Source organism: Flagellimonas sp. B-3 (assembly GCF_056857835.1).
The window spans coordinates 1-19406 of record NZ_JBSXNW010000012.1; the positions used below are offsets into that span (position 1 = coordinate 1).

General features: G+C 41.2%; 15 protein-coding genes. 9 read left to right on the forward strand and 6 right to left on the reverse strand.

Annotated features, from left to right (window positions below; genetic code table 11):
- Positions 1–264: 264 nt before the first annotated feature.
- A complete protein-coding gene (locus AC13CS_RS01790) occupies positions 265–1215 on the forward strand; it encodes a nitrilase family protein (RefSeq protein ID WP_293162881.1) in 951 nt (316 codons plus the stop codon).
- Between the two features lie 85 nt (positions 1216–1300).
- On the opposite strand, the gene capB is transcribed toward AC13CS_RS01790, so the two are convergent.
- The 3 genes from capB to AC13CS_RS01805 form a co-directional block, all read right to left on the reverse strand.
- Positions 1301–2560, reverse strand: coding sequence for a cysteate-C-fatty acyltransferase (gene capB / locus AC13CS_RS01795; RefSeq protein WP_293162878.1), 1260 nt, complete (start codon positions 2558–2560; stop codon positions 1301–1303).
- 124 nt (positions 2561–2684) lie between these two features.
- A complete protein-coding gene (capA, locus tag AC13CS_RS01800; RefSeq protein ID WP_293162875.1) occupies positions 2685–3725 on the reverse strand; it encodes a cysteate synthase in 1041 nt (346 codons plus the stop codon).
- Positions 3726–3794: 69 nt separating this feature from the next.
- Positions 3795–5933 carry a S9 family peptidase gene (locus AC13CS_RS01805; protein WP_293162872.1) on the reverse strand — a complete coding sequence of 713 codons (2139 nt, stop codon included), beginning with the start codon at positions 5931–5933 and terminating at the stop codon, positions 3795–3797.
- Between the two features lie 175 nt (positions 5934–6108).
- Here AC13CS_RS01805 and AC13CS_RS01810 point away from each other — a divergent pair, with 175 nt between their 5' ends.
- Positions 6109–6435: a YbaB/EbfC family nucleoid-associated protein gene (locus tag AC13CS_RS01810; protein ID WP_293162869.1), complete on the forward strand. Its 327-nt coding sequence runs from the start codon at positions 6109–6111 to the stop codon at positions 6433–6435.
- Positions 6436–6480: 45 nt separating this feature from the next.
- On the opposite strand, the gene AC13CS_RS01815 is transcribed toward AC13CS_RS01810, so the two are convergent.
- Together AC13CS_RS01815 and AC13CS_RS01820 are read right to left on the reverse strand one after the other, a co-directional pair.
- Positions 6481–7506, reverse strand: a complete 1026-nt coding sequence (locus AC13CS_RS01815; RefSeq protein WP_293162867.1) for a GntG family PLP-dependent aldolase — start codon at positions 7504–7506, stop codon at positions 6481–6483.
- An 8-nt stretch (positions 7507–7514) separates the two neighbouring features.
- Positions 7515–9917 carry a zinc-dependent metalloprotease gene (locus AC13CS_RS01820; RefSeq protein WP_293162865.1) on the reverse strand — a complete coding sequence of 801 codons (2403 nt, stop codon included), beginning with the start codon at positions 9915–9917 and terminating at the stop codon, positions 7515–7517.
- 311 nt (positions 9918–10228) lie between these two features.
- On the opposite strand from AC13CS_RS01820, the gene prfB reads away from it, so the two are divergent.
- The 5 genes from prfB (at position 10229) to fumC (ending at position 16716) form a co-directional block, all read left to right on the forward strand.
- Positions 10229–11330, forward strand: a protein-coding gene (gene prfB, locus AC13CS_RS01825) for a peptide chain release factor 2 (protein WP_293162862.1) whose coding sequence is annotated in 2 segments (ribosomal slippage) — positions 10229–10291 and positions 10293–11330 — 1101 coding nt in all. Because the reading frame shifts where the segments join, the coding sequence is not laid out codon by codon here.
- 10 nt (positions 11331–11340) lie between these two features.
- Positions 11341–11682: an arsenate reductase (glutaredoxin) gene (gene arsC / locus AC13CS_RS01830; protein ID WP_293162859.1), complete on the forward strand. Its 342-nt coding sequence runs from the start codon at positions 11341–11343 to the stop codon at positions 11680–11682.
- A 68-nt stretch (positions 11683–11750) separates the two neighbouring features.
- Entirely contained in the window at positions 11751–12245 is a 495-nt protein-coding gene (locus AC13CS_RS01835) for a hypothetical protein (protein WP_293162856.1), read from the forward strand.
- 101 nt (positions 12246–12346) lie between these two features.
- Positions 12347–14830, forward strand: a complete 2484-nt coding sequence (locus AC13CS_RS01840; RefSeq protein WP_293162853.1) for a TonB-dependent receptor domain-containing protein — start codon at positions 12347–12349, stop codon at positions 14828–14830.
- A 488-nt stretch (positions 14831–15318) separates the two neighbouring features.
- Complete coding sequence (fumC, locus tag AC13CS_RS01845; RefSeq protein WP_293162850.1) at positions 15319–16716, forward strand: class II fumarate hydratase; 1398 nt, start codon at positions 15319–15321, stop codon at positions 16714–16716.
- Between the two features lie 78 nt (positions 16717–16794).
- Here fumC and AC13CS_RS01850 read toward each other — a convergent pair whose 3' ends face one another.
- Positions 16795–17685 carry a hypothetical protein gene (locus tag AC13CS_RS01850; RefSeq protein WP_293162847.1) on the reverse strand — a complete coding sequence of 297 codons (891 nt, stop codon included), beginning with the start codon at positions 17683–17685 and terminating at the stop codon, positions 16795–16797.
- A gap of 168 nt (positions 17686–17853) precedes the next feature.
- Here AC13CS_RS01850 and AC13CS_RS01855 point away from each other — a divergent pair, with 168 nt between their 5' ends.
- Both AC13CS_RS01855 and AC13CS_RS01860 read left to right on the forward strand, forming a co-directional pair.
- Positions 17854–18651: an MBL fold metallo-hydrolase gene (locus AC13CS_RS01855; protein ID WP_293162844.1), complete on the forward strand. Its 798-nt coding sequence runs from the start codon at positions 17854–17856 to the stop codon at positions 18649–18651.
- A 65-nt stretch (positions 18652–18716) separates the two neighbouring features.
- Positions 18717–19406 carry a hypothetical protein gene (locus AC13CS_RS01860; RefSeq protein ID WP_293162841.1) on the forward strand — a complete coding sequence of 230 codons (690 nt, stop codon included), beginning with the start codon at positions 18717–18719 and terminating at the stop codon, positions 19404–19406.

Here is a 19406-nt window from a genome sequence, read left to right on the forward strand (position 1 = left end):
GCACTCGTTCGCTGAGTTGGAACCGGGCGAACAGCTTTTCCTGATAGTCCTTCTTGCCTTGCATCCCTTTAAGGTACGATCCCTTTCCCGATCGGCAATGATCATCAACGACTTTTTTCGCTAACTTGTGCAACAGGCACAGTGGCTATAGCGAATCAATCTCCAATAGCTACCTTTAACTGTTACATACAAATTTAAAACGCTACTCACCTTAGTTGGGATAGCCATGCAACCAAAAATCAAAAAAATCAACCCCAATAAAACATGAACATATCAGTAGCCCAATTTGAACCAAAAGACGGTGATAAAGCCTATAATCTATCGGTAATCAAAAAACTTGCTAAAAAAGCAAAATCCAAAGGAGCCGACTTAATCAGTTTTCATGAAATGTCGATTACGGCCTATACTTTTACCAAAGACTTAAGTCTTGAACAAATAACGAGCTTGGCCGAAGAGGTACCTAACGGAAAAAGTACACAAGAATTGATTGCCATATCCAAAGAATTGGACATTCCTATTTTGGCCGGTCTCGTAGAAATATCTGACGGAAAAATATACAATACATTTATCTGTGTTACTGGAGAAGGACTAATTGCAAAATATCGAAAAATACATCCGTTTATTAGCAAGTATATGTCTGCTGGCGATGAATATTGCGTATTCGACCTACTTGGTTGGAAATGTGGAATTTTAATCTGCTATGACAATAACGTGATTGAAAATGTTAGGGCAACGAGCCTTTTGGGAGCAGAATTGATTTTTGCCCCACATGTTACGGGCTGTACCCCATCTGCAATGCCACATCGAGGTTATGTAGCCGATAAATATTGGCAAAACCGCGAAGATGACCCAGTTTCGTTACGAATGGAATTCGATGGCCCAAAGGGCAGGCGTTGGTTAATGCGTTGGTTGCCTGCAAGAGCTTATGACAATGGGGTCTATTATGCATTTACAAACCCGATCGGTTACGATGGCGAGCACTTAAAAAATGGCAATTCGATGATTATTGACCCTTATGGTGAAGTTTTGTCCGAAATAAAATCCTTTGAAAATGATATTACAATTTCAAAAATAACAAAAGATAAAATTCAACTCTCAGGAGGTTGGAGGTACAAGAATGCCAGAAAACCAGAATTGTACAAAGATATAATTGGCAAAGACCATAAATCGGAAACAAGCCCGGTATGGATGAAAGAAAAAAGTAATAGCGATTGAAATAATATCTACATTAACCCAAGTAGAACAACTTGAGTTTAACCATAGCCAAAAATCCCCTCACAAGGCAAGCGCATCATAAAATTTATTCGCCCATAGCCGCAGCTACGGCAGCCGAAAGTCTTTTGTAAGTGCCATTTTCCAAACGCTCCCTAATAGCGGAAAAAGCATCAAGTGTCTCTTCGATATCTTTCATGGTGTGTGTCGCCGTAGGAATCAAACGCAGTAAAATCAATCCTTTTGGAATTACGGGATATACCACAATGGAACAGAAAATTCCATGGTTTTCGCGTAAATCTTTCACCAAGGCCATTGCTTCTGGAATACTTCCGTTCAAATAAACGGGGGTTACACAGCTAGTGGTGGTCCCAATGTCGAACCCTCTTTCCTTTAGTCCATTTTGGAGTGCATTTACGTTCTCCCAAAGCTTTGCTTTAAGTTCTGGCATGGTTCGCAACATATCAAGTCGCTTAAGCGCTCCTTTAACATAAACCATGGGCAATGATTTAGCGAACATTTGGGAACGAAGATTGTATTTTAGGTATTCGATGATTTCCTTATCAGCTGCTACAAATGCGCCAATACCTGCCATAGACTTGGCAAAAGTGGCTAAATACACGTCAATTTCATCTTGTACGCCTTGCTCCTCTCCTGCTCCGGCACCTGTTTTTCCCAATGTTCCAAAACCGTGGGCATCATCTACCAAAAGCCTGAATTGGAATTTTTTCTTTAGATCTACAATTTCTTTTAGTATCCCTTGTTCTCCTCGCATACCAAAAACTCCTTCAGAAATCACCAAGATTCCTCCACCGGTTTCATTGGCCAATTTGGTGGCACGCTCCAAGTTTTTTTCCAAGCTTTCAGGATCGTTGTGCTTAAAGGTAAAACGCTTGCCCATATGCAAACGAACACCATCTATAATGCAAGCGTGGCAATCCACATCGTATACAATAATATCGTCCTTAGACACCAAAGCGTCGATTACAGACATAAAGCCTTGGTATCCAAAATTCAATAAATATGAAGCTTCTTTGTGTACAAACTCTGCCAGTTCGTTTTGCAACTGTTCATGATAATCGGTGTGGCCGCTCATCATTCGGGCTCCCATTGGGTAAGCAGCTCCGTGTTCCAATGCTGCCTCTCCGTCCACTTTCTTTATTTCAGGTAGGTTTGCGAGACCCAGATAGTCATTGATGCTCCACGTTATCACATCTTTCCCTTGGAATTTCATTCTGTTGGAAATAGGTCCTTCCAATTTTGGAAAAACAAAATAGCCCTCAGCCTGTGAGGCCCATTTTCCCAAAGGTCCTTTGTTCTCAATGATTCTATCGAATAAATCTCTCATCTACCTTAAATTTAATTCAAATGCAAAAGTATATATTTTTATGAACCTCGCATAACGAAATGTTCAGATATAAAAAACGGCAATGTTTTTCATTGCCGTTCTATAAGTATTATCGGGTATTGGTTTATTTAATATACTTTATTTCTTCTGGTATTTCGGCATTTTGGATGTCGAAAAAACCTTGGTTTTCCATCCATTCGTTACTGTACACCTTGCTCATATACCTAGAACCATGGTCCGGGAACACCACAACAACATTGCTGTCCTCGGTAAACTCCCCTTCGGTGTTCAATTGGTATAATGCCTGAGTTGCGGCGCCACTGGTGTAACCTGCAAAAATGCCTTCGGTATGGGCCAATTTACGGGCCATGTGGGCACTTTCCCCATCAGTTACCTTAATATACCTGTCAATGCTATTAAAGTCCGTAGCTGCCGGAATCAAGTTCTTGCCCAATCCTTCAATTCGGTATGGATACACCTCATTGTGATCAAACTCTCCGGTTTCGTGATATTTTTTTAAAATAGACCCATAAGCATCTACCCCCAATATTTTAATATTTGGGTTCTGTTCCTTTAAATAACGGGCAATTCCGGATATAGTCCCCCCTGTCCCGCTACAAGCCACCAAATGGGTAATTTGACCATTGGTCTGCTCCCAAATCTCGGGCCCTGTACTGGAATAGTGGGCATCTATATTTAACTCGTTAAAATACTGGTTGATGTAAATTGAATTCTCAGTTTCGCTGTGCAAGCGTTTGGCCACTTCGTAATAGGAACGTGGGTCATCCGCGCTAACATGGGCTGGGCAAACATATACGTTGGCTCCCATGGAACGCAACATATCTATCTTGTCCGGGGATGATTTTGAACTTACGGCCAATATGCACTTATAGCCTTTAACAATACTCACCATGGCCAAGCTAAAGCCTGTGTTGCCAGATGTGGTCTCGATAATGGTGCTACCCGGTTTAAGAAGCCCTTTTCGCTCGGCTTCTTCAATAATATGAATCGCAATTCTATCTTTTGAAGAATGTCCGGGGTTAAAGCATTCCAGCTTAGCATAAAAATTTCCGGTAAGTGGGGCAGTAATTCTGTTTAGCTTAACTAAGGGGGTACTTCCAATTAGGTCTAGGATATTGCTGTGCGCATTTATCTGTTTCTTCATAACTGGTATTAGGTAGGGAACAATCTTACCTTAAAATAAAATTATTCCATGCAAATGTAACATTTTTTTTTAAAGGGCTTTTCCCTCAAGGTCTAAAATAAAGGCATATTCCTTCGCCGTTTCCTTTAAAGCTTCAAATCGGCCCGAGGCTCCACCGTGACCAGCATCCATATTTGTATCCAAAAACAATAGGTTGCCGTCGGTTTTATATTCCCTCAATTTGGCCACCCACTTGGCCGGTTCCCAATACTGCACTTGGGAATCGTGCAATCCGGTGGATACGTACATATTTGGGTATGCCTTGGCCTCTACATTGTCATAAGGGGAATAAGATTTAATGTAATCGTAATATTCCTTTTCGTTTGGATTTCCCCATTCGTCATACTCTCCCGTGGTCAACGGAATGGTATCGTCCAACATGGTAGTGACCACATCTACAAAAGGAACTCCCGCGATTACTCCATTATATAGTTCTGGTGCCATATTGATTACGGCTCCCATCAAAAGCCCACCGGCAGAGCCGCCCATGGCATATAAATGTTCCGGGGTCGTATATTTTTGGTCAATCAAATATTGAGAAACATCGACAAAATCGGTAAACGTATTCTTCTTATTGAACAGCTTTCCATCCTCGTACCAAGGCCTCCCCAAATATTCCCCACCACGAATATGGGCAATGGCGTAGATAAACCCACGGTCCAATAAACTCAACCGTATGGATGAAAAATAGGGGTCTATGGTGGCACCGTAAGAGCCATAACCGTATTGCAACAACGGACTTGTGCCATCCAAAGGGGTGTTTTTACGGTAAATTAAGGAAATTGGTACTTTTTTACCATCCCTGGCCGTTGCCCACAAGCGCTCTGTTTTGTAGTTATCTTTATTAAATTCACCTCCCAAAACCTCTTGTTGCTTCATAACGGTTTTGGTTTTGGTTTCCATATCAAAATCAATTATGGCATAAGGCTCTCCCATTTCGTTGTAATAGTAACGAAGTATTTTGGTGTCAAAATCCAAATTGACAGAAGGTCCAGCAACGTAAGTTTCACTATCAAAAGGTAAATAGTAACTATCGGAACCGTCCCATTTGGCAATCTTCATTTGAGTGAGGCCATTGTTGCGCTCTGTAAGCACGTAATAATCCCTGAAAATTTCGACATCTTCCAACAAAACATCTTCCCGATGCGGGATAAACTCCTCCCAATGTTCCGATGATGTATGGTTCTCATCGGTTTTCATCAACTTAAAGTTGGTGGCCTTGTCCTTGTTGGTCAACACATAAAAATCACCTTCAAAATGTGATATGCCATACTCCACCCCTTTTTCTCGTGGGGAAAACACCTTGAATTCGCCCTCGGCATCATCCGCATTCAAAATTCTATATTCTGATGTCAACGTGCTGCTAGAGCCAATCACGATATATTTTCTGGATTTGGTCTTGTAAACAAAGGTGTTGTAAGTAGAATCCTTTTCATGAAAAACCAATTCATCATCTTCTGAAGATGTTCCCAGTACGTGTTTAAAAATTTTATCTGAACGTAGGGTTACCGGGTCTTTTTTGGTGTAGAACAGCGTTTTGTTATCGTTGGCCCAAACAGCGCTTCCCGTTGTATTCTCAATAATATCGGGATAAATTTCACCCGATTTTAAGTTTTTCACCTGAATATTGTACTGCCTTCTGGAAATGGTATCCGTTCCAAAGGAGGCCATGGTATTGTCCGGACTTATGGAAACACCACGCAAGTTGAAGTATTCGTGGCCTTTGGCCATTTCGTTGCAATCGAACAACAATTCTTCTTCGGCATCCAAGCTTTCCTTTTTCCTGGAATATATGGGATACTCCTTGCCCTCTTCATAGCGGGTAATGTACCAATACCCATCCAATTTGTAGGGAACAGACGAATCATCTTCCTTGATCCTACCCTTCATCTCCTTAAAAAGTTTCTCTTGAAACTCCTTGGTGTGGGCGGTCATTTTTTGATAGTACTCGTTCTCGGCGTTCAAATAATCAAGAACCTGTTGGTCCTCCCTATTGTTCATCCAATAATAATCGTCGATTCTAACATCGCCGTGTTTTTCTAGTTGGGTAGGATGTTTGGGTGCTACCGGGGGAGCTATACTCATGGATTCGTCTTTGTTGTTTTTGCAAGCGGTCGCAAAAATAAGGCATAAAACCAGAATAGAAACTCTTGAATTGATTAGTTTCATGGGATAGTATTTTAGCCAATTTACTACTTTTGAACTTACGTTTGATAATTATCACTTATTTGTCCGAGTTTTGTCACCCCGAGCGGAGTCGAAGGGTGAGTTAAAGTGTTTCGACTACGCTCGACATTACAGATAACCGTAAAGATGTTAGTAAATACATATAAAATTTAAAGTTATGTTCGGAGATTTAATGGGAATGATGGGTAAAATCAAAGAAACCCAAAAGAAGGTAGAAGCGACAAAGGAGCGTTTGAACACCGTGATGATTGATGAAGAGTCCTCCGATGGACTCCTAAAAGTTACCCTTACGGCCAATAGGGAAATAAAATCCATTGCTGTTGATGATTCGCTTTTGGAGGACAAAGAGCAATTGGAAGACTATTTGGTACTTACCTTGAACAAAGCCATTGAAAAAGCCACCAAGGTAAACGAAGCTGAATTGGCCGCTGTGGCCAAAGAAGGTATGCCGAATATTCCCGGGATGGATGCTTTTATGAAGTAATGACTATGTCAGTTCGAGTGCGAAGCGTATCGAGAACTCAAACCGTCACCCAATATTTTTCAAAACCCTTAAAAAGTGCTCGTGCATAGCATCGGTATAATCCAAATGGGTGACGATGCGTAATTTACCTTGCCCCATCCCAATGATGGATACTTGATTTTTGGTCAATTGTTCCAAAAATGCCTCAGATGACATCTTTGCCTCATCAATTTCAAAAATGATGATATTGGTCTCAATGGGTTCCACTTTTTTGATGAACTCCAAAGATTGAAGCACCTCCCCTATTTCCTCAGCTTTTCTGTGGTCTTCCGCCAATCGTTCTACGTTATTATCCAAAGCATAAATCCCTGCGGCGGCCAAATAACCCGATTGACGCATGCCGCCACCAAAAATTTTACGGATGCGCAAGGCTTTGTCTATATCATCTTTGCTTCCTACCAAAACGGAACCTACGGGGCATCCCATGCCTTTACTTAAGCATACACTAATCGTATCGAACAACTGCCCGTAGTTTTTTGGGTCTTCGCCCTTTTTAACCAAGGCATTCCAAAGTCGGGCGCCATCCAAATGATATTTTAGATTGTGCTCATCGCAGACTTTTCGAATCTTTTTTAATTCCTCAAAATCCCAACAGGCTCCACCCCCTTTGTTCGTGGTATTTTCTATGCAGACCAAAGCGGTTAATGGACTGTGGTAAAAATCGGGCGGGTTTATGGAAGCTTCGACCTGTTCTGCGGTCATCATCCCCCTGTTGCCATCCACCAGTTTACAGGAAACACCACTGTTGAAGCTGACGCCTCCCCCTTCGTAATTGTAGACGTGCGCATATTTATCACAAATTAACTGGTCACCGGGATTGGTGTGAATTTTTATCGCCGTTTGATTGGTCATAGTGCCACTTGGGAAAAATAGTGCAGCTTCCATACCAAAGTACTCGGCAACTTTAGCTTCCAATTCATTTACCGTAGGGTCGTTCTTAAAAACATCGTCCCCTACTTTCGCATGCATCATGGCCTCCAACATTCCCGTTGAAGGTCTTGTGACGGTGTCACTTATTAAATTTATCTCCATAAAATAATTTAGTCCATGCAGTCCATACCAATGGGCGACCCATCTGGAATTTTTTCAACTGGAATAAGTTTGAATTCTGATGGCTTTTTCAAGAATGCATCGATTCTCTTGACCATTTCTGCCGATATGGCATTTTTTCCATTGCCCAATAATTGTGTTTTTAAATCATTCAATGCTTCGTTGGCAATGGCGTTTACTTGTGGATGCACTTCATTGTGAGCTGCTAAATTCATAATGTGGTAAAGCACTCTAAAATTGATGGTGTTTTGCACTTCTGCTTCGTAATCATCGCGATGAGAAAGGTCGAATGTACCTTTTATGGTTTCATCCAAAACTTCTTTTAAACCCATTTGACCTTTATCCAGGCTTTTTTGCTGAATCAAACGGGAAGCTCGCTCAGGGTGAAGCAATAGTTCCAAGGTCATATCCGCAGCGGTTTCGGCAACGGAAAGGGCATCAAAACTTACGCCTGTCCTCCCTTTAAAGGATTCCCTGGAACGGCTAAAACCGATGGCTCTTGGTGGAAAAAGGTCTAATTTGTCCTTAGGAACCGCAATCACCTCGGCGTCCAATGTTTTTAGAATGGATTCCATTGCTGCTTCTTGAACAGCTTGATTGACCGGTTTTACAGGCGTTTGACCACCATTTTTAACTGCATAATTATAATCCAAACCACCAATAACCTTGGAAACGGCCTCGGTCTGGTATCTGTGGAAGAAATACAGGGGAACAAACACATCTTCCAAAACAGAATAGGCTTCGCCTGTTTTAATATTGTCTATTGAAAAGTTTTCTATCGCTTTTTTCCGTATCTCCAACATGCTCTCCAATTCCTGGCTGGCGCTTTTTCCATTGTCCCACAAATGGGCCAACACATGTGCACCGCCTTTAGGGCGGGCATCTTGATCGGAAATATAGCGCAACCCATCATCTTGGGCTTTCTTCAGAATAGCATCCAACGCTTCTTGCTCGTTGGTTCCGCTTGGAAAATCGGAGTAGGCATAGGCTACGGTTACTTTGTCCCATTCCCCAATACCAGTATCGTAGGCATTTTTAAAACTGATTTCACCTCCATCCAACTCAAATTGTGGGTGCGGATAATCCATTACAGATGCTTTATTGTTGGTGCTTGCTGCAAAATTATGGGCAAAACCGAGCGTATGCCCTATTTCGTGTGCGGAAAGCTGACGGATTCTTGCCAAGGCCAACTCCAACATAGGTTGATAGTTGTCGTCTCTTTCTTCAAATGGTTGGTTCATCAAGGCTTGGGCTATCATAAAATCTTGACGGATGCGTAAACTCCCCAAACTAACGTGCCCTTTTAAGATTTCTCCGGTTCGTGGATCTACAACACTGGCCCCATAGCTCCACCCTCGTGTGGAACGGTGCACCCATTGTACCACATTGTAACGCACGTCCAAAGGGTCTGCATCATCCGGTAGCATTTTCATTTGAAAGGCATTTTTGTACCCTGCTGCCTCGAACGCTTGGTTCCACCATTTCCCACCATCCAATAGGGCTGAACGGATAGGTTCCGGGGTTCCGTTATCCAAATAATATATAATCGGCTCAACAGCTTCGCTCACTTCGGCGTTGGGATCCTTCTTTTTTAAACGGTGTCTTCTTATAAATCTTTTTACCAAAGATTCTTGTACCGGTGTGGCATAATCGTAATAAGAGAATGGGTATCCCCCGCTTCGAGGATCAAAAAGCCTTTTCTCAAAATCATCATCGGGCAATTCAATCAATGAATGGTGTTGTGCCACGGTAACCAAACTGGCTGTAGGCGTTACCGAACGAATCCAATCTCCCTGTGGGTCTCCCTTAAAGGTCAAGGTTACATCAAACTCCACATTTTTAGGGAATGCTTTTGTGCGATCAAAGGCCAAAGCACTTTTGGACTTGTCCAAACTGTACGAACCTTGCTTAGCTCTCTTTAATCGGTTGGAAACTCCATGGGCGTCTCGCATTAAAAAGTCGGTGAAATCTATAAGGTAGCTCCCTTTGGACTCCTCAACAATTTCAAATCCTTCCAAGATTGATTTTGCAAAGGCCTGCTCCACGGATTTTCTTTCCAACTCGTTGTCGGTGATGGCCCTAAACTCCAGATTAGGCTGAACCAGAAGCAGTTTTTTTCCCGCTTTGCGAAAGAATACTACCTGTTCGTTGCCTAACTGGCCACGATCAAGTCCAATATCGTTGCTACCGATGCCGCTGCTCAGTGCATAAACATATAGAAATTCTTTTTCGAGCTCATCTACCTGAAGATAGATTTTGTCGGTTGAATCGTCGTAGAAAAAATTGAAGTAGCCATTGAATTTCTGGAAGTCTTTAGCTTTTTCAAAGGTTTGTGCTGCCAATGAGGCACAAACAAAATAAAATAAGGTGATGAGCGTAGTTGTGTTCTTCATAATCTGGTTGAAATATTGTTCCTAAAAATATGGAATTCATTTTACATTTCGATATAAGATGATAGACTTATATATTATAGATTCTTTGGATTGGGTTATTGGATTATTGGATTATTGGGTTATTGGGTTATTGGGTTATTGGGTTATTGGGTTATTGGAATTTAAAACATACAATCGGAAACTTGTACTTGAAAGTTGGAGATTGAACTTGAACTTGATATTTGAACTTGAACTTGAGTTTGATGCTTGAACTTATCTTTTTCCAAGGTCATGTGCAGAAAGAAACTTATTTTTACCCCAAAATACGATACATGATAACCACAGATCAGCAGAAAGATCTTATTGAGCGCCTTGGTGCGTTAAGGAGGTATCTTTGACATTGATGCCAAACTTATTGAGATAGAGAACGAGGAAGAAAAAACTCTTGCTCCCGGTTTTTGGGACAATCCACAAGAAGCCCAAAAACAAATGCAGTCCATTAAATCCAAAAAAAATTGGGTGGCAGATTTTGAGGAAGCCAAAACCTTGATCGGCGACCTTGAGGTGCTTATGGAATTTCAACAAGCTGGTGAAGTTTCTGAAGAGGAAGTGAGCAAACAGTTTGAAAAAGCCCAATTGGCCATTGAAAAACTGGAGTTCCGCAACATGCTATCGGACGAAGGTGATGAGCTCACGGCAGTACTTCAAATAACCGCAGGTGCCGGTGGTACCGAAAGTTGTGACTGGGCCTCCATGCTAATGCGAATGTATATGATGTGGGCCGAAAAGAACGGCTACAAAATAAAGGAACTCAATTACCAAGCGGGCGATGTAGCTGGAATTAAAACCGTTACCTTGGAAATTGAAGGCGAATATGCCTTTGGCTGGCTCAAAGGAGAAAATGGAGTCCATCGTTTGGTGCGCATCTCCCCTTTTGATAGTAATGCCAAGCGGCACACTTCCTTTGCTTCCGTATATGTGTATCCGTTGGTGGATGACAGTATCGAGATTGAAGTGAATCCATCCGACATTGAGATTACCACAGCACGTTCCAGTGGTGCTGGCGGTCAGAATGTAAACAAAGTGGAGACCAAGGTCCAATTGGTGCACAAGCCAACGGGAATCCAAATATCCTGTTCCGATTCACGCTCTCAGCACGACAACAGGGCCACAGCCATGAAAATGTTGAAATCACAGCTGTACGAAATCGAGCTTCGGAAAAAACAAGAGGCCCGTGCCGAAATAGAATCCTCCAAAATGAAGATTGAGTGGGGCTCACAAATCAGAAACTACGTGATGCACCCCTATAAATTGGTAAAAGATGTACGTACTGGACAGGAAACCGGAAATGTGGATGCTGTAATGGACGGTGATTTGGACGCATTTTTAAAAGCCTATTTGATGATGATGGGACAAAAAGAAGAACAGGAATAACACAATAATCATGATTAAAATATACCATAACCCACGATGCCGAAAATCCAGAGAAGGATTGGCCATATTGGAAAAATCTGGAAAAGATTTTGAAGTTGTAAAATATTTGGACGATGTTCCCAGTAAAGAAGAGCTTAAAACCTTAGTTGATTATTTAGGAATTTCCCCAATAGATTTGGTACGTAAAACCGAAGCCATTTGGAAAGAAAAATTCAAAGGCAAAACCCTGACCGATGATGAGGTGATCACCGCGATGGCCGAAAACCCAAAATTGATAGAGCGCCCCATTGTTGTGAATGGAAAAAAAGCAGTTGTGGGCAGACCCCCAGAGAATATTGCCAAGTTGCTATAATTCTGATATACAGTTACATTTAACAACGAATACGCATATAAATTAATCCTAAATATTATATTTAGCCCATGAAAAGTACACAAACCCTCTTCTTGATTACCCTATTCATAGGTATGTTGGCCATTAACGATATGTATGCACAATACGGTTATGGTTCGCCATACGGTTCTCGCGGTATGTATGGCAGAGGACGTAGTTATGTGCCACAAGCGGGTCCTGTGGACAACCAAAAAGAAGAAACCCCACCAACTGCAGAGGAATTAGTGGACGAACAAATGCCCTCCATTACCGAGGCAATAGGCTTGGACCCTTTTGAACAAGCTGTAGTACGCACTTCATTGGTACAATCTGTGCAACAACGTATAGAGCTTCAAATCTTGGAACTGGAACCTCTTAAAATGAAAGAGGAAATCGAGAAAATAAAGAGACGCCAAGACGCCGAATTAAAGGCAGGTCTGCCTGAAGACAAATACGAGGCCTTTATGGAGCTACAAGAGAACCACTTCAAAGCCAAAAAGAAAAAGAAGAAGAAGAAGAAGAAAAAAAAGAAGAACAGGGATTAACAATTCTTTAAGGTCATTCGCAGGTTCAATTGCGTTGTTGGGGGATTTATATTTCGTAGCCTCCTTTTTTCCTTCAATTTTTGCAGCGTAAAAATCAAACTATGCAAAGGATTATTATCCCGTTGCTGCTATTGACCCTGGCTACTTTTAAAGGGAAGGCGCAACAAGACCAAAAAAACATAACTATTACAGGTAAAGTGGTTGATTCGGAATCTGGACAACCATTGGAATATGCGACATTTGTGTTGCAAAATACGGATAACCCGGACAAAGTTACTGGCGGAATCACTGACCTCTCTGGTAATTTTGAGGTTGAAACCACACCTGGAACTTATAATATTAGAGTAGAATTTATTTCATATAAAACATACTCCCAAAAAGGACAAACGTACAATTCGGATACCAATTTAGGTTCAATTACTTTGTCCCCAGATGTTGCCCAGCTTGCAGAAGTTGAGGTGGTAGGTGAAAAAACCACTGTTGAGGTCCGTTTGGACAAAAAAGTGTATAACATTGGAAAGGACATCACCACAAGTGGTGGCAACGTTAGTGATGCTTTGGGCAATATCCCTTCTGTTTCCGTAGATGTAGAGGGAGGCATTAGCTTAAGAGGGAACGATAATGTTCGTATCCTAATCAACGGGAAACCATCCGCATTGGCCGGTTTTGGCTCTACCGATGTACTGCAACAACTACCTGCCGATGCCATAGAAAAGGTGGAGGTAATTACCAGTCCTTCTGCCCGTTATGATGCTGAGGGTACCGCAGGTATTTTGAACATTGTGCTTAAAAAGGAGAAGACCTTGGGCATCAATGGTTCTATTAACCTAACAGGGGGAATCCCTTTTAATGCCAGAGCCACTACCAACTTTAATATCCGAACTGAAAAGTTCAACATTTTTAACACCTTGGGGTATTTTCACCGAGAATCTCCAGGGGGCGGTTACAATGATAATACCTATCTATCCGAACAAAGTGAATTTGATAGAATTTACGAAGACAGAGATATCAGTAGAAATGATGATGGCTTCAATATAAATATTGGTATGGAGTATTTTCTAACCGAAAAATCCTCGATTACCGGTAGCTTTTTCTACAGATGGTCAGATGAAAATGATCTGACCGAAAATGACAATCAACGGTTTTCTGATGGAAGCATCAACAGTAGAACCTTTAGAACGGAAGATCAAGCAGAGAAGGACAACAGCCGACAGTTCTCTTTTAATTACACCAACAATATTGATGATGATGGACAAAAGTTGACTGCTGATTTTCAGTATTCTTATGATAATGAGGATGTTTTGACCGGTATTCGGGAAGACCGTACGGTGCCAAGTGATAGTTTGATAGCACTCGAAAACATTTACGAAAAACAAAAACAGGACGATATTCTGGCTCAGATTGATTACGTTTTGCCCATGGGAGATGCTCAGTTTGAGGCGGGTTACCGAGGTACTTTTGAAAAAGAGGTAAACGATTACCAGTTGGATACCCTAGATCAAGGAACAGGCAATTTCATTACCAATCAAGATCTTACCAACTTATTTACCTATCACGAAAATGTGAATGCACTTTACACCCAATATGGGAACAAGTACGGTAAATTTTCTGTGTTACTTGGTTTGCGTTTGGAAAATACGGAATTGAGGGGTGAGGTAGATGCCAGTATAGACAGCCAGGCTTTGGAAGAACTTGTGGGGGAAGATGTTGACCTTAATTTTGATAAGAACTATTTAGGACTTTTCCCTACAGTCAACTTTGTTTACGAAATTTCTGAAACCCAAAACATTTCGCTTGGATACAACAGGAGGATAAACAGGCCAAGGGGCTGGTTTATCAACCCATTTCCATCCAGATCTAGTAGGACAAACGTTTTTCAAGGAAATCCAGACTTGGATCCGGCCTTTGCCAATGCTTTTGATTTGGGTTATATGAAGAGGTGGAAAAAGATAACCTTTACCTCTTCTGTATACTATCAACGGGAAACACAATCTTTTGAGTTTATTACCGAAAACACGGGTCAATTTACTTCGGATGGTATCCAGATCATTAGAAGGGTTCCCATAAACCTATCCACCAACGAGCGTATCGGTGCCGAAGCAGGTGTAATGTACAACCCTACTAAATGGTGGAGAATGAACGGTAGTTTCAACTTTTTCACTTTTTCTTCGGATGGAACATTTAACGGGGTCGATTATGGAACAACCAATTCCAGCTATTTTGCCCGTTTGAGCTCCAAGTTTACATTGCCTGGAAAATTAGAGCTTCAGGCCAACTCCTTTTATATGGGCCCAAGGCAAAATGCCCAAACAGAATCCGATCCAATGTTCTCGCTAAACTTAGCGATAAGCAAAGATCTTTTCGATGATAAGGCTACATTATCCTTAAATGCCAGTGACTTGTTCAACTCCAGAAAGCGACGGTCTTTTACACAAACACCTACATTTACATCGGACAGTGAGTTCCAGTGGAGACAAAGACAGGTAAACTTATCCTTTATTTATAGGTTTAACCAACCTAAGGAGCAACGCCAAAGGGGCGGACAACAAGGTCCTGGTGACGATGAGGGCGAAGGACAATACTAAGACTAACAAAAAAGCGAGTTTCCCCGAAACTTAAATATAAAAGCAGCCGAACGGCTGCTTTTTTTGCTTTATGTAATTTGATTTTAAACAAGACAAAAAAATTAGTTCTCAAGCCAAATGAAAACTAATCTTAAACAAAAAAGAAGCCAATTGGCTTCTTTTTTGTTTATCTTTTTATTCTTTTAGTTGGGCGCGTTTTGCCTCTTTTCTTTCTTTAAACATTTCCCTAAGGTTACCAATCAACCAATAAGGAACCACAAAGGTCAACAAGAATATCATCAACCAAAAACCGATTGTCAAAATTGTTAGAAAAGCTAAAAAACCTAAATATTGGTCAAATTCGAACATCTTTACTCCTTTTGTTTTAACAAAGATACTTTCTTCTTATCAAAAAAAACAAATAGATGGGCAAAAAAAAGTGTATTTATCTCGATGAACTACCAAATAAATGCCCTATATCCTACCTTTGTACAACAAAATTTTAAACTATGAGTTTCAGGATTGAAAAAGATACCATGGGCGAGGTAAAAGTACCCGCCGATAAATATTGGGGCGCCCAAACCGAACGTTCCCGAAACAACTTTAAAATTGGTGCTCCCGCATCCATGCCCTTGGATGTAGTGTACGGATTTGCTTATTTAAAAAAGGCCGCGGCCTATACCAATCACGAATTGGGAGTGCTCAGTCAAGAAAAAAGAGACCTTATTGCACAGGTTTGTGATGAAATACTGGATGGCAAGCACGATGACCAGTTTCCTTTGGTCATTTGGCAAACTGGCTCCGGTACGCAGAGCAACATGAACGTGAACGAGGTAATCGCCAATCGTGCCCACGAAATCGCTGGCAAAAAAATTGGAGAGGGTGAAAAAACCATTCAGCCCAATGATGACGTGAATAAGAGTCAATCTTCCAATGATACCTTCCCGACAGGAATGCACATTGCAGCTTACAAAAAAATAGTGGAAGTAACCATTCCTGGTGTAGAACAACTGCGGGACACATTGCAGAAGAAATCCGAAGAGTTCAAGGATGTGGTAAAGATTGGTAGAACCCACTTGATGGACGCCACTCCCCTAACCTTGGGTCAAGAATTCTCAGGCTACGTTTCCCAATTGAACCATGGGTTGAAAGCGCTGAAAAACACATTGCCTCACTTGAGCGAACTTGCTTTGGGTGGAACGGCTGTGGGTACCGGTTTGAATACCCCTAAAGGATATGATGTACTTGTCGCCAAGTACATTGCAGAATTTACTGGAAAACCTTTCGTGACCGCTGAGAATAAGTTTGAGGCTTTGGCGGCCCACGATGCCATTGTGGAAAGTCATGGTGCATTGAAACAGTTGGCCGTTTCCCTGAACAAAATTGCCAATGATATCCGTATGATGGCTTCTGGACCTCGTTCTGGAATTGGGGAAATTATTATTCCTGCCAACGAACCTGGAAGTTCCATTATGCCAGGTAAAGTGAACCCTACTCAATGTGAGGCCTTGACCATGGTTTGCGCACAGGTTATGGGCAACGATGTTGCCATTAGTGTAGGTGGAACACAAGGGCATTACGAGCTTAACGTCTTTAAACCCGTTATGGCTTCCAATATTTTGCAATCCGCTCAATTGATAGGCGATGCCTGTGTTAGCTTCGATGTAAACTGTGCTGCTGGCATTGAGCCAAACCACGAGACCATTAAAACCTTATTGAACAATTCTTTGATGCTGGTTACTGCGTTGAATACGAAAATCGGTTATTATAAAGCTGCCGAGATTGCCAATACAGCGCACAAAAATGGAACAACCCTTAGAGAGGAAGCCATTAACCTTGGTTATGTAACCCCCGAAGAATATGATGAGTGGGTTAAACCAGAAGATATGGTAGGTAGCCTTAAATAGTTTATTTCACTTAAAAACATAAAAAATGCCCGTCCAAAATTGGACGGGCATTTTTATTATGGTGATAGTGTGTGTTTACTATTTCAATTCGAAGCTGGAAGTGCCCAACAATTTCAACTTGTTGTCATAAACATTTACCATGTAATTTCCATCTTGGAAATCTCCACTAGGCTTGTTTATATAGTCACATACGTCCAAAGCATCGTTTTCGTAGTAAAAGTTTGTTCCTTTACTGTACGTAAGGGAGCTACCTTCTTCTGTAGTTTTTGTAAGACCTTCACCTAGAACGTTACCTTGTGGTCCAAGAACTTCGATATAGAATTCTCTGTCTCCAGCTTCGGCGATTAAGTTATCGGCAATGGTAAAACAAACTTTAAATTTATCAGTGGCTCTAGCTCTTCTTGTAGAAACCAATTTACCACTGTTTCTTTCTTTAATGGCGTCAACACTAATAGTGCTTAGGTTAAGTGCAGAACCTTTTTCAACAGCATCGGCCAATTGAGTGTTCTGGATGATCAAAGAATCGTTGAATACGGTTTGTTGCTCCAATTCGGCAAAAGTACTGTCTCTTTGCATGGCCAACAAGCTGTTGGATTGCGTCAAGGAATCAACTTGTTTCAATAGTTCCTCTCTTTCAGCTTTAAGAACACTTACTTGTCTTCTGTAACGGGAAAGCGTAGCAATATCAGCTTTCATGCTGCTTACAGAATCGATATACTTTGCAATGTTATCTCTAGCAGCAACCAATTCTTCGTTGGTAGCGTTGCTTTCCAAAATAGCCTTGTCGTATTCGGACTTCAAATTGTTCAAATCCTCTACAACCAATTCTTTCTCTTGAGTAAGGGCTTCTGTGGTTGCTTTTTTATCTTGATAAAGACTAACAGTGTATATAATGGTTCCCAAAAGAACTACACCCAACAGACCAGCAACTACCTTCAATCCGTTATTGTTATTTTTTGTTTCAGTCATAACTTTTTGTTTTAATTGATTCTCGTTTAAGGTTATTAATCAATCGCATTTGGTTTATATACGCATCAGATTTGTATTTGGATTATTTGATTTAAAATAATGTTCACAAAAAATTATTATTCTGCCCTTTATCCCTTATTTTTAGGAGGATTAAAAAAAAGATAGACCATGATAAAAAATATACTTTTAACTGCAAGTGCTTTGCTGATATTCCTGATTTCCTGTAAACAGAAGGAAGAAAAGAATGAAAAAACTGCCGAGGTAGAAGAAACTACTACTGAGGTTGAAGTTGCAGCACCTGCACAAATAACACCTATTGTGCATGCTACAGCCGTAATAGAGTGGAGCGGAAATACCATTTATATAGATCCCGTTGGCGGCAAAGCAGCTTTTGAGGGGCAAAAATCGCCAGACATAATTTTTATTACCGATATACATGGCGATCACTTTAATCCTGAAACCTTAAATGAATTAGACCTTGAAAGTGTCCAGATCGTTGCCCCCGACGCGGTAAAACAACAAATGGAGGAAAACCTATCTTCCAAAACAATTACTATGGAGAATGAAGAGACCAAAGAAATCGCTGGTTTCTCCGTAAAAGCCATTCCTATGTACAATTTGCGTGAAGAGGCCAAAGACTTCCATGTAAAAGGCAGAGGAAATGGTTATGTTTTCACCTTTGGTGATGAACGTATTTATTTTTCAGGCGATACCGAAGATATTCCTGAAATGCGTTCCTTGGAAAATATTGACAAAGCATTCATTTGTATGAACCTACCCTACACCATGACCGTGGAAAGCGCTGCCGATGCAGTGTTGGAATTCAAACCCAAACAAGTTTACCCATATCACTTCAGGGGAAGACCCGAGGTAAGCGATGTTGAAAAATTCAAAACGATTGTGAACGAAGGAGATTCCGATATAGAAGTGGTACAATTGGACTGGTATCCCAACGATGATTTTTAAGCACATGAAATAATTACCTAATTTTATCGTTAGAACAACAAACTTAATAACCAAAAAACTTGAATATGGCTCCCAAATCCCATGTTTTAGTAGTTTTGGCAATCTTTTTTGCCGTACAAGCTACCTACTCTAATCAATGTGATAATTTTTACGCTAAAGTAACCTATGCGCTCAGCCATGGCAAAAAAGCCATGAACGCTACGAATTTTGAGCACCAAATGTATTATGCCGAAAGGGCACGCACCGCTTTGGAAAAATCTGAAGCGTTTATGGCCGAATGTAGTTGCGACAAAGCCAAAAACAAAACCTTGGACGCCATGGAAACCTTGGACAAGGCCATAGAACCGGTTGACTGGGAAACTGGTAGGTTCTTCACAAAAAAGGCTCTTGGTGAAATCAACGAATTGATTACAATTATTGACCAATGTACCCTTGGCAATTCAACAACTACAACTGCGACCGAAGATTCTTCTAGTTACTACGAAGAAAATGCTGTTGAAGAAAAAACCAAAACCGCTTCCGTTAACTCTATGGAACTGGAAATGATAAAGGTTTTTGAAAAGCATGCCAATGACAAACTCCAATCAGCAGAACAAGCCATTGCGCAATTGGTGGAACTATCCAGTTCCATTGGTCCAGCCTCTGCGGGTAACAATCAAGACCCAAACAGCTTGGCAGCTCACCAAAAAGCTTATTTGGAAAAAGCTAAAAAACTGTTGGAGGAAGGCATCAAAAATCTCGGTGGAGAAGAATAA

Coding starts and splice junctions, on each gene's coding strand:
- AC13CS_RS01850 (WP_293162847.1), bottom strand. CDS start 17,685: ATGACTGAAACAAAAAATAACAATAACGGATTGAAGGTAGTTGCTGGT.
- AC13CS_RS01855 (WP_293162844.1), top strand. CDS start 17,854: ATGATAAAAAATATACTTTTAACTGCAAGTGCTTTGCTGATATTCCTG.
- AC13CS_RS01835 (WP_293162856.1), top strand. CDS start 11,751: ATGAAAAGTACACAAACCCTCTTCTTGATTACCCTATTCATAGGTATG.
- capB (WP_293162878.1), bottom strand. CDS start 2,560: ATGAGAGATTTATTCGATAGAATCATTGAGAACAAAGGACCTTTGGGA.
- fumC (WP_293162850.1), top strand. CDS start 15,319: ATGAGTTTCAGGATTGAAAAAGATACCATGGGCGAGGTAAAAGTACCC.
- AC13CS_RS01810 (WP_293162869.1), top strand. CDS start 6,109: ATGTTCGGAGATTTAATGGGAATGATGGGTAAAATCAAAGAAACCCAA.
- AC13CS_RS01805 (WP_293162872.1), bottom strand. CDS start 5,933: ATGAAACTAATCAATTCAAGAGTTTCTATTCTGGTTTTATGCCTTATT.
- capA (WP_293162875.1), bottom strand. CDS start 3,725: ATGAAGAAACAGATAAATGCGCACAGCAATATCCTAGACCTAATTGGA.
- AC13CS_RS01840 (WP_293162853.1), top strand. CDS start 12,347: ATGCAAAGGATTATTATCCCGTTGCTGCTATTGACCCTGGCTACTTTT.
- AC13CS_RS01815 (WP_293162867.1), bottom strand. CDS start 7,506: ATGGAGATAAATTTAATAAGTGACACCGTCACAAGACCTTCAACGGGA.
- AC13CS_RS01790 (WP_293162881.1), top strand. CDS start 265: ATGAACATATCAGTAGCCCAATTTGAACCAAAAGACGGTGATAAAGCC.
- AC13CS_RS01860 (WP_293162841.1), top strand. CDS start 18,717: ATGGCTCCCAAATCCCATGTTTTAGTAGTTTTGGCAATCTTTTTTGCC.
- arsC (WP_293162859.1), top strand. CDS start 11,341: ATGATTAAAATATACCATAACCCACGATGCCGAAAATCCAGAGAAGGA.
- AC13CS_RS01820 (WP_293162865.1), bottom strand. CDS start 9,917: ATGAAGAACACAACTACGCTCATCACCTTATTTTATTTTGTTTGTGCC.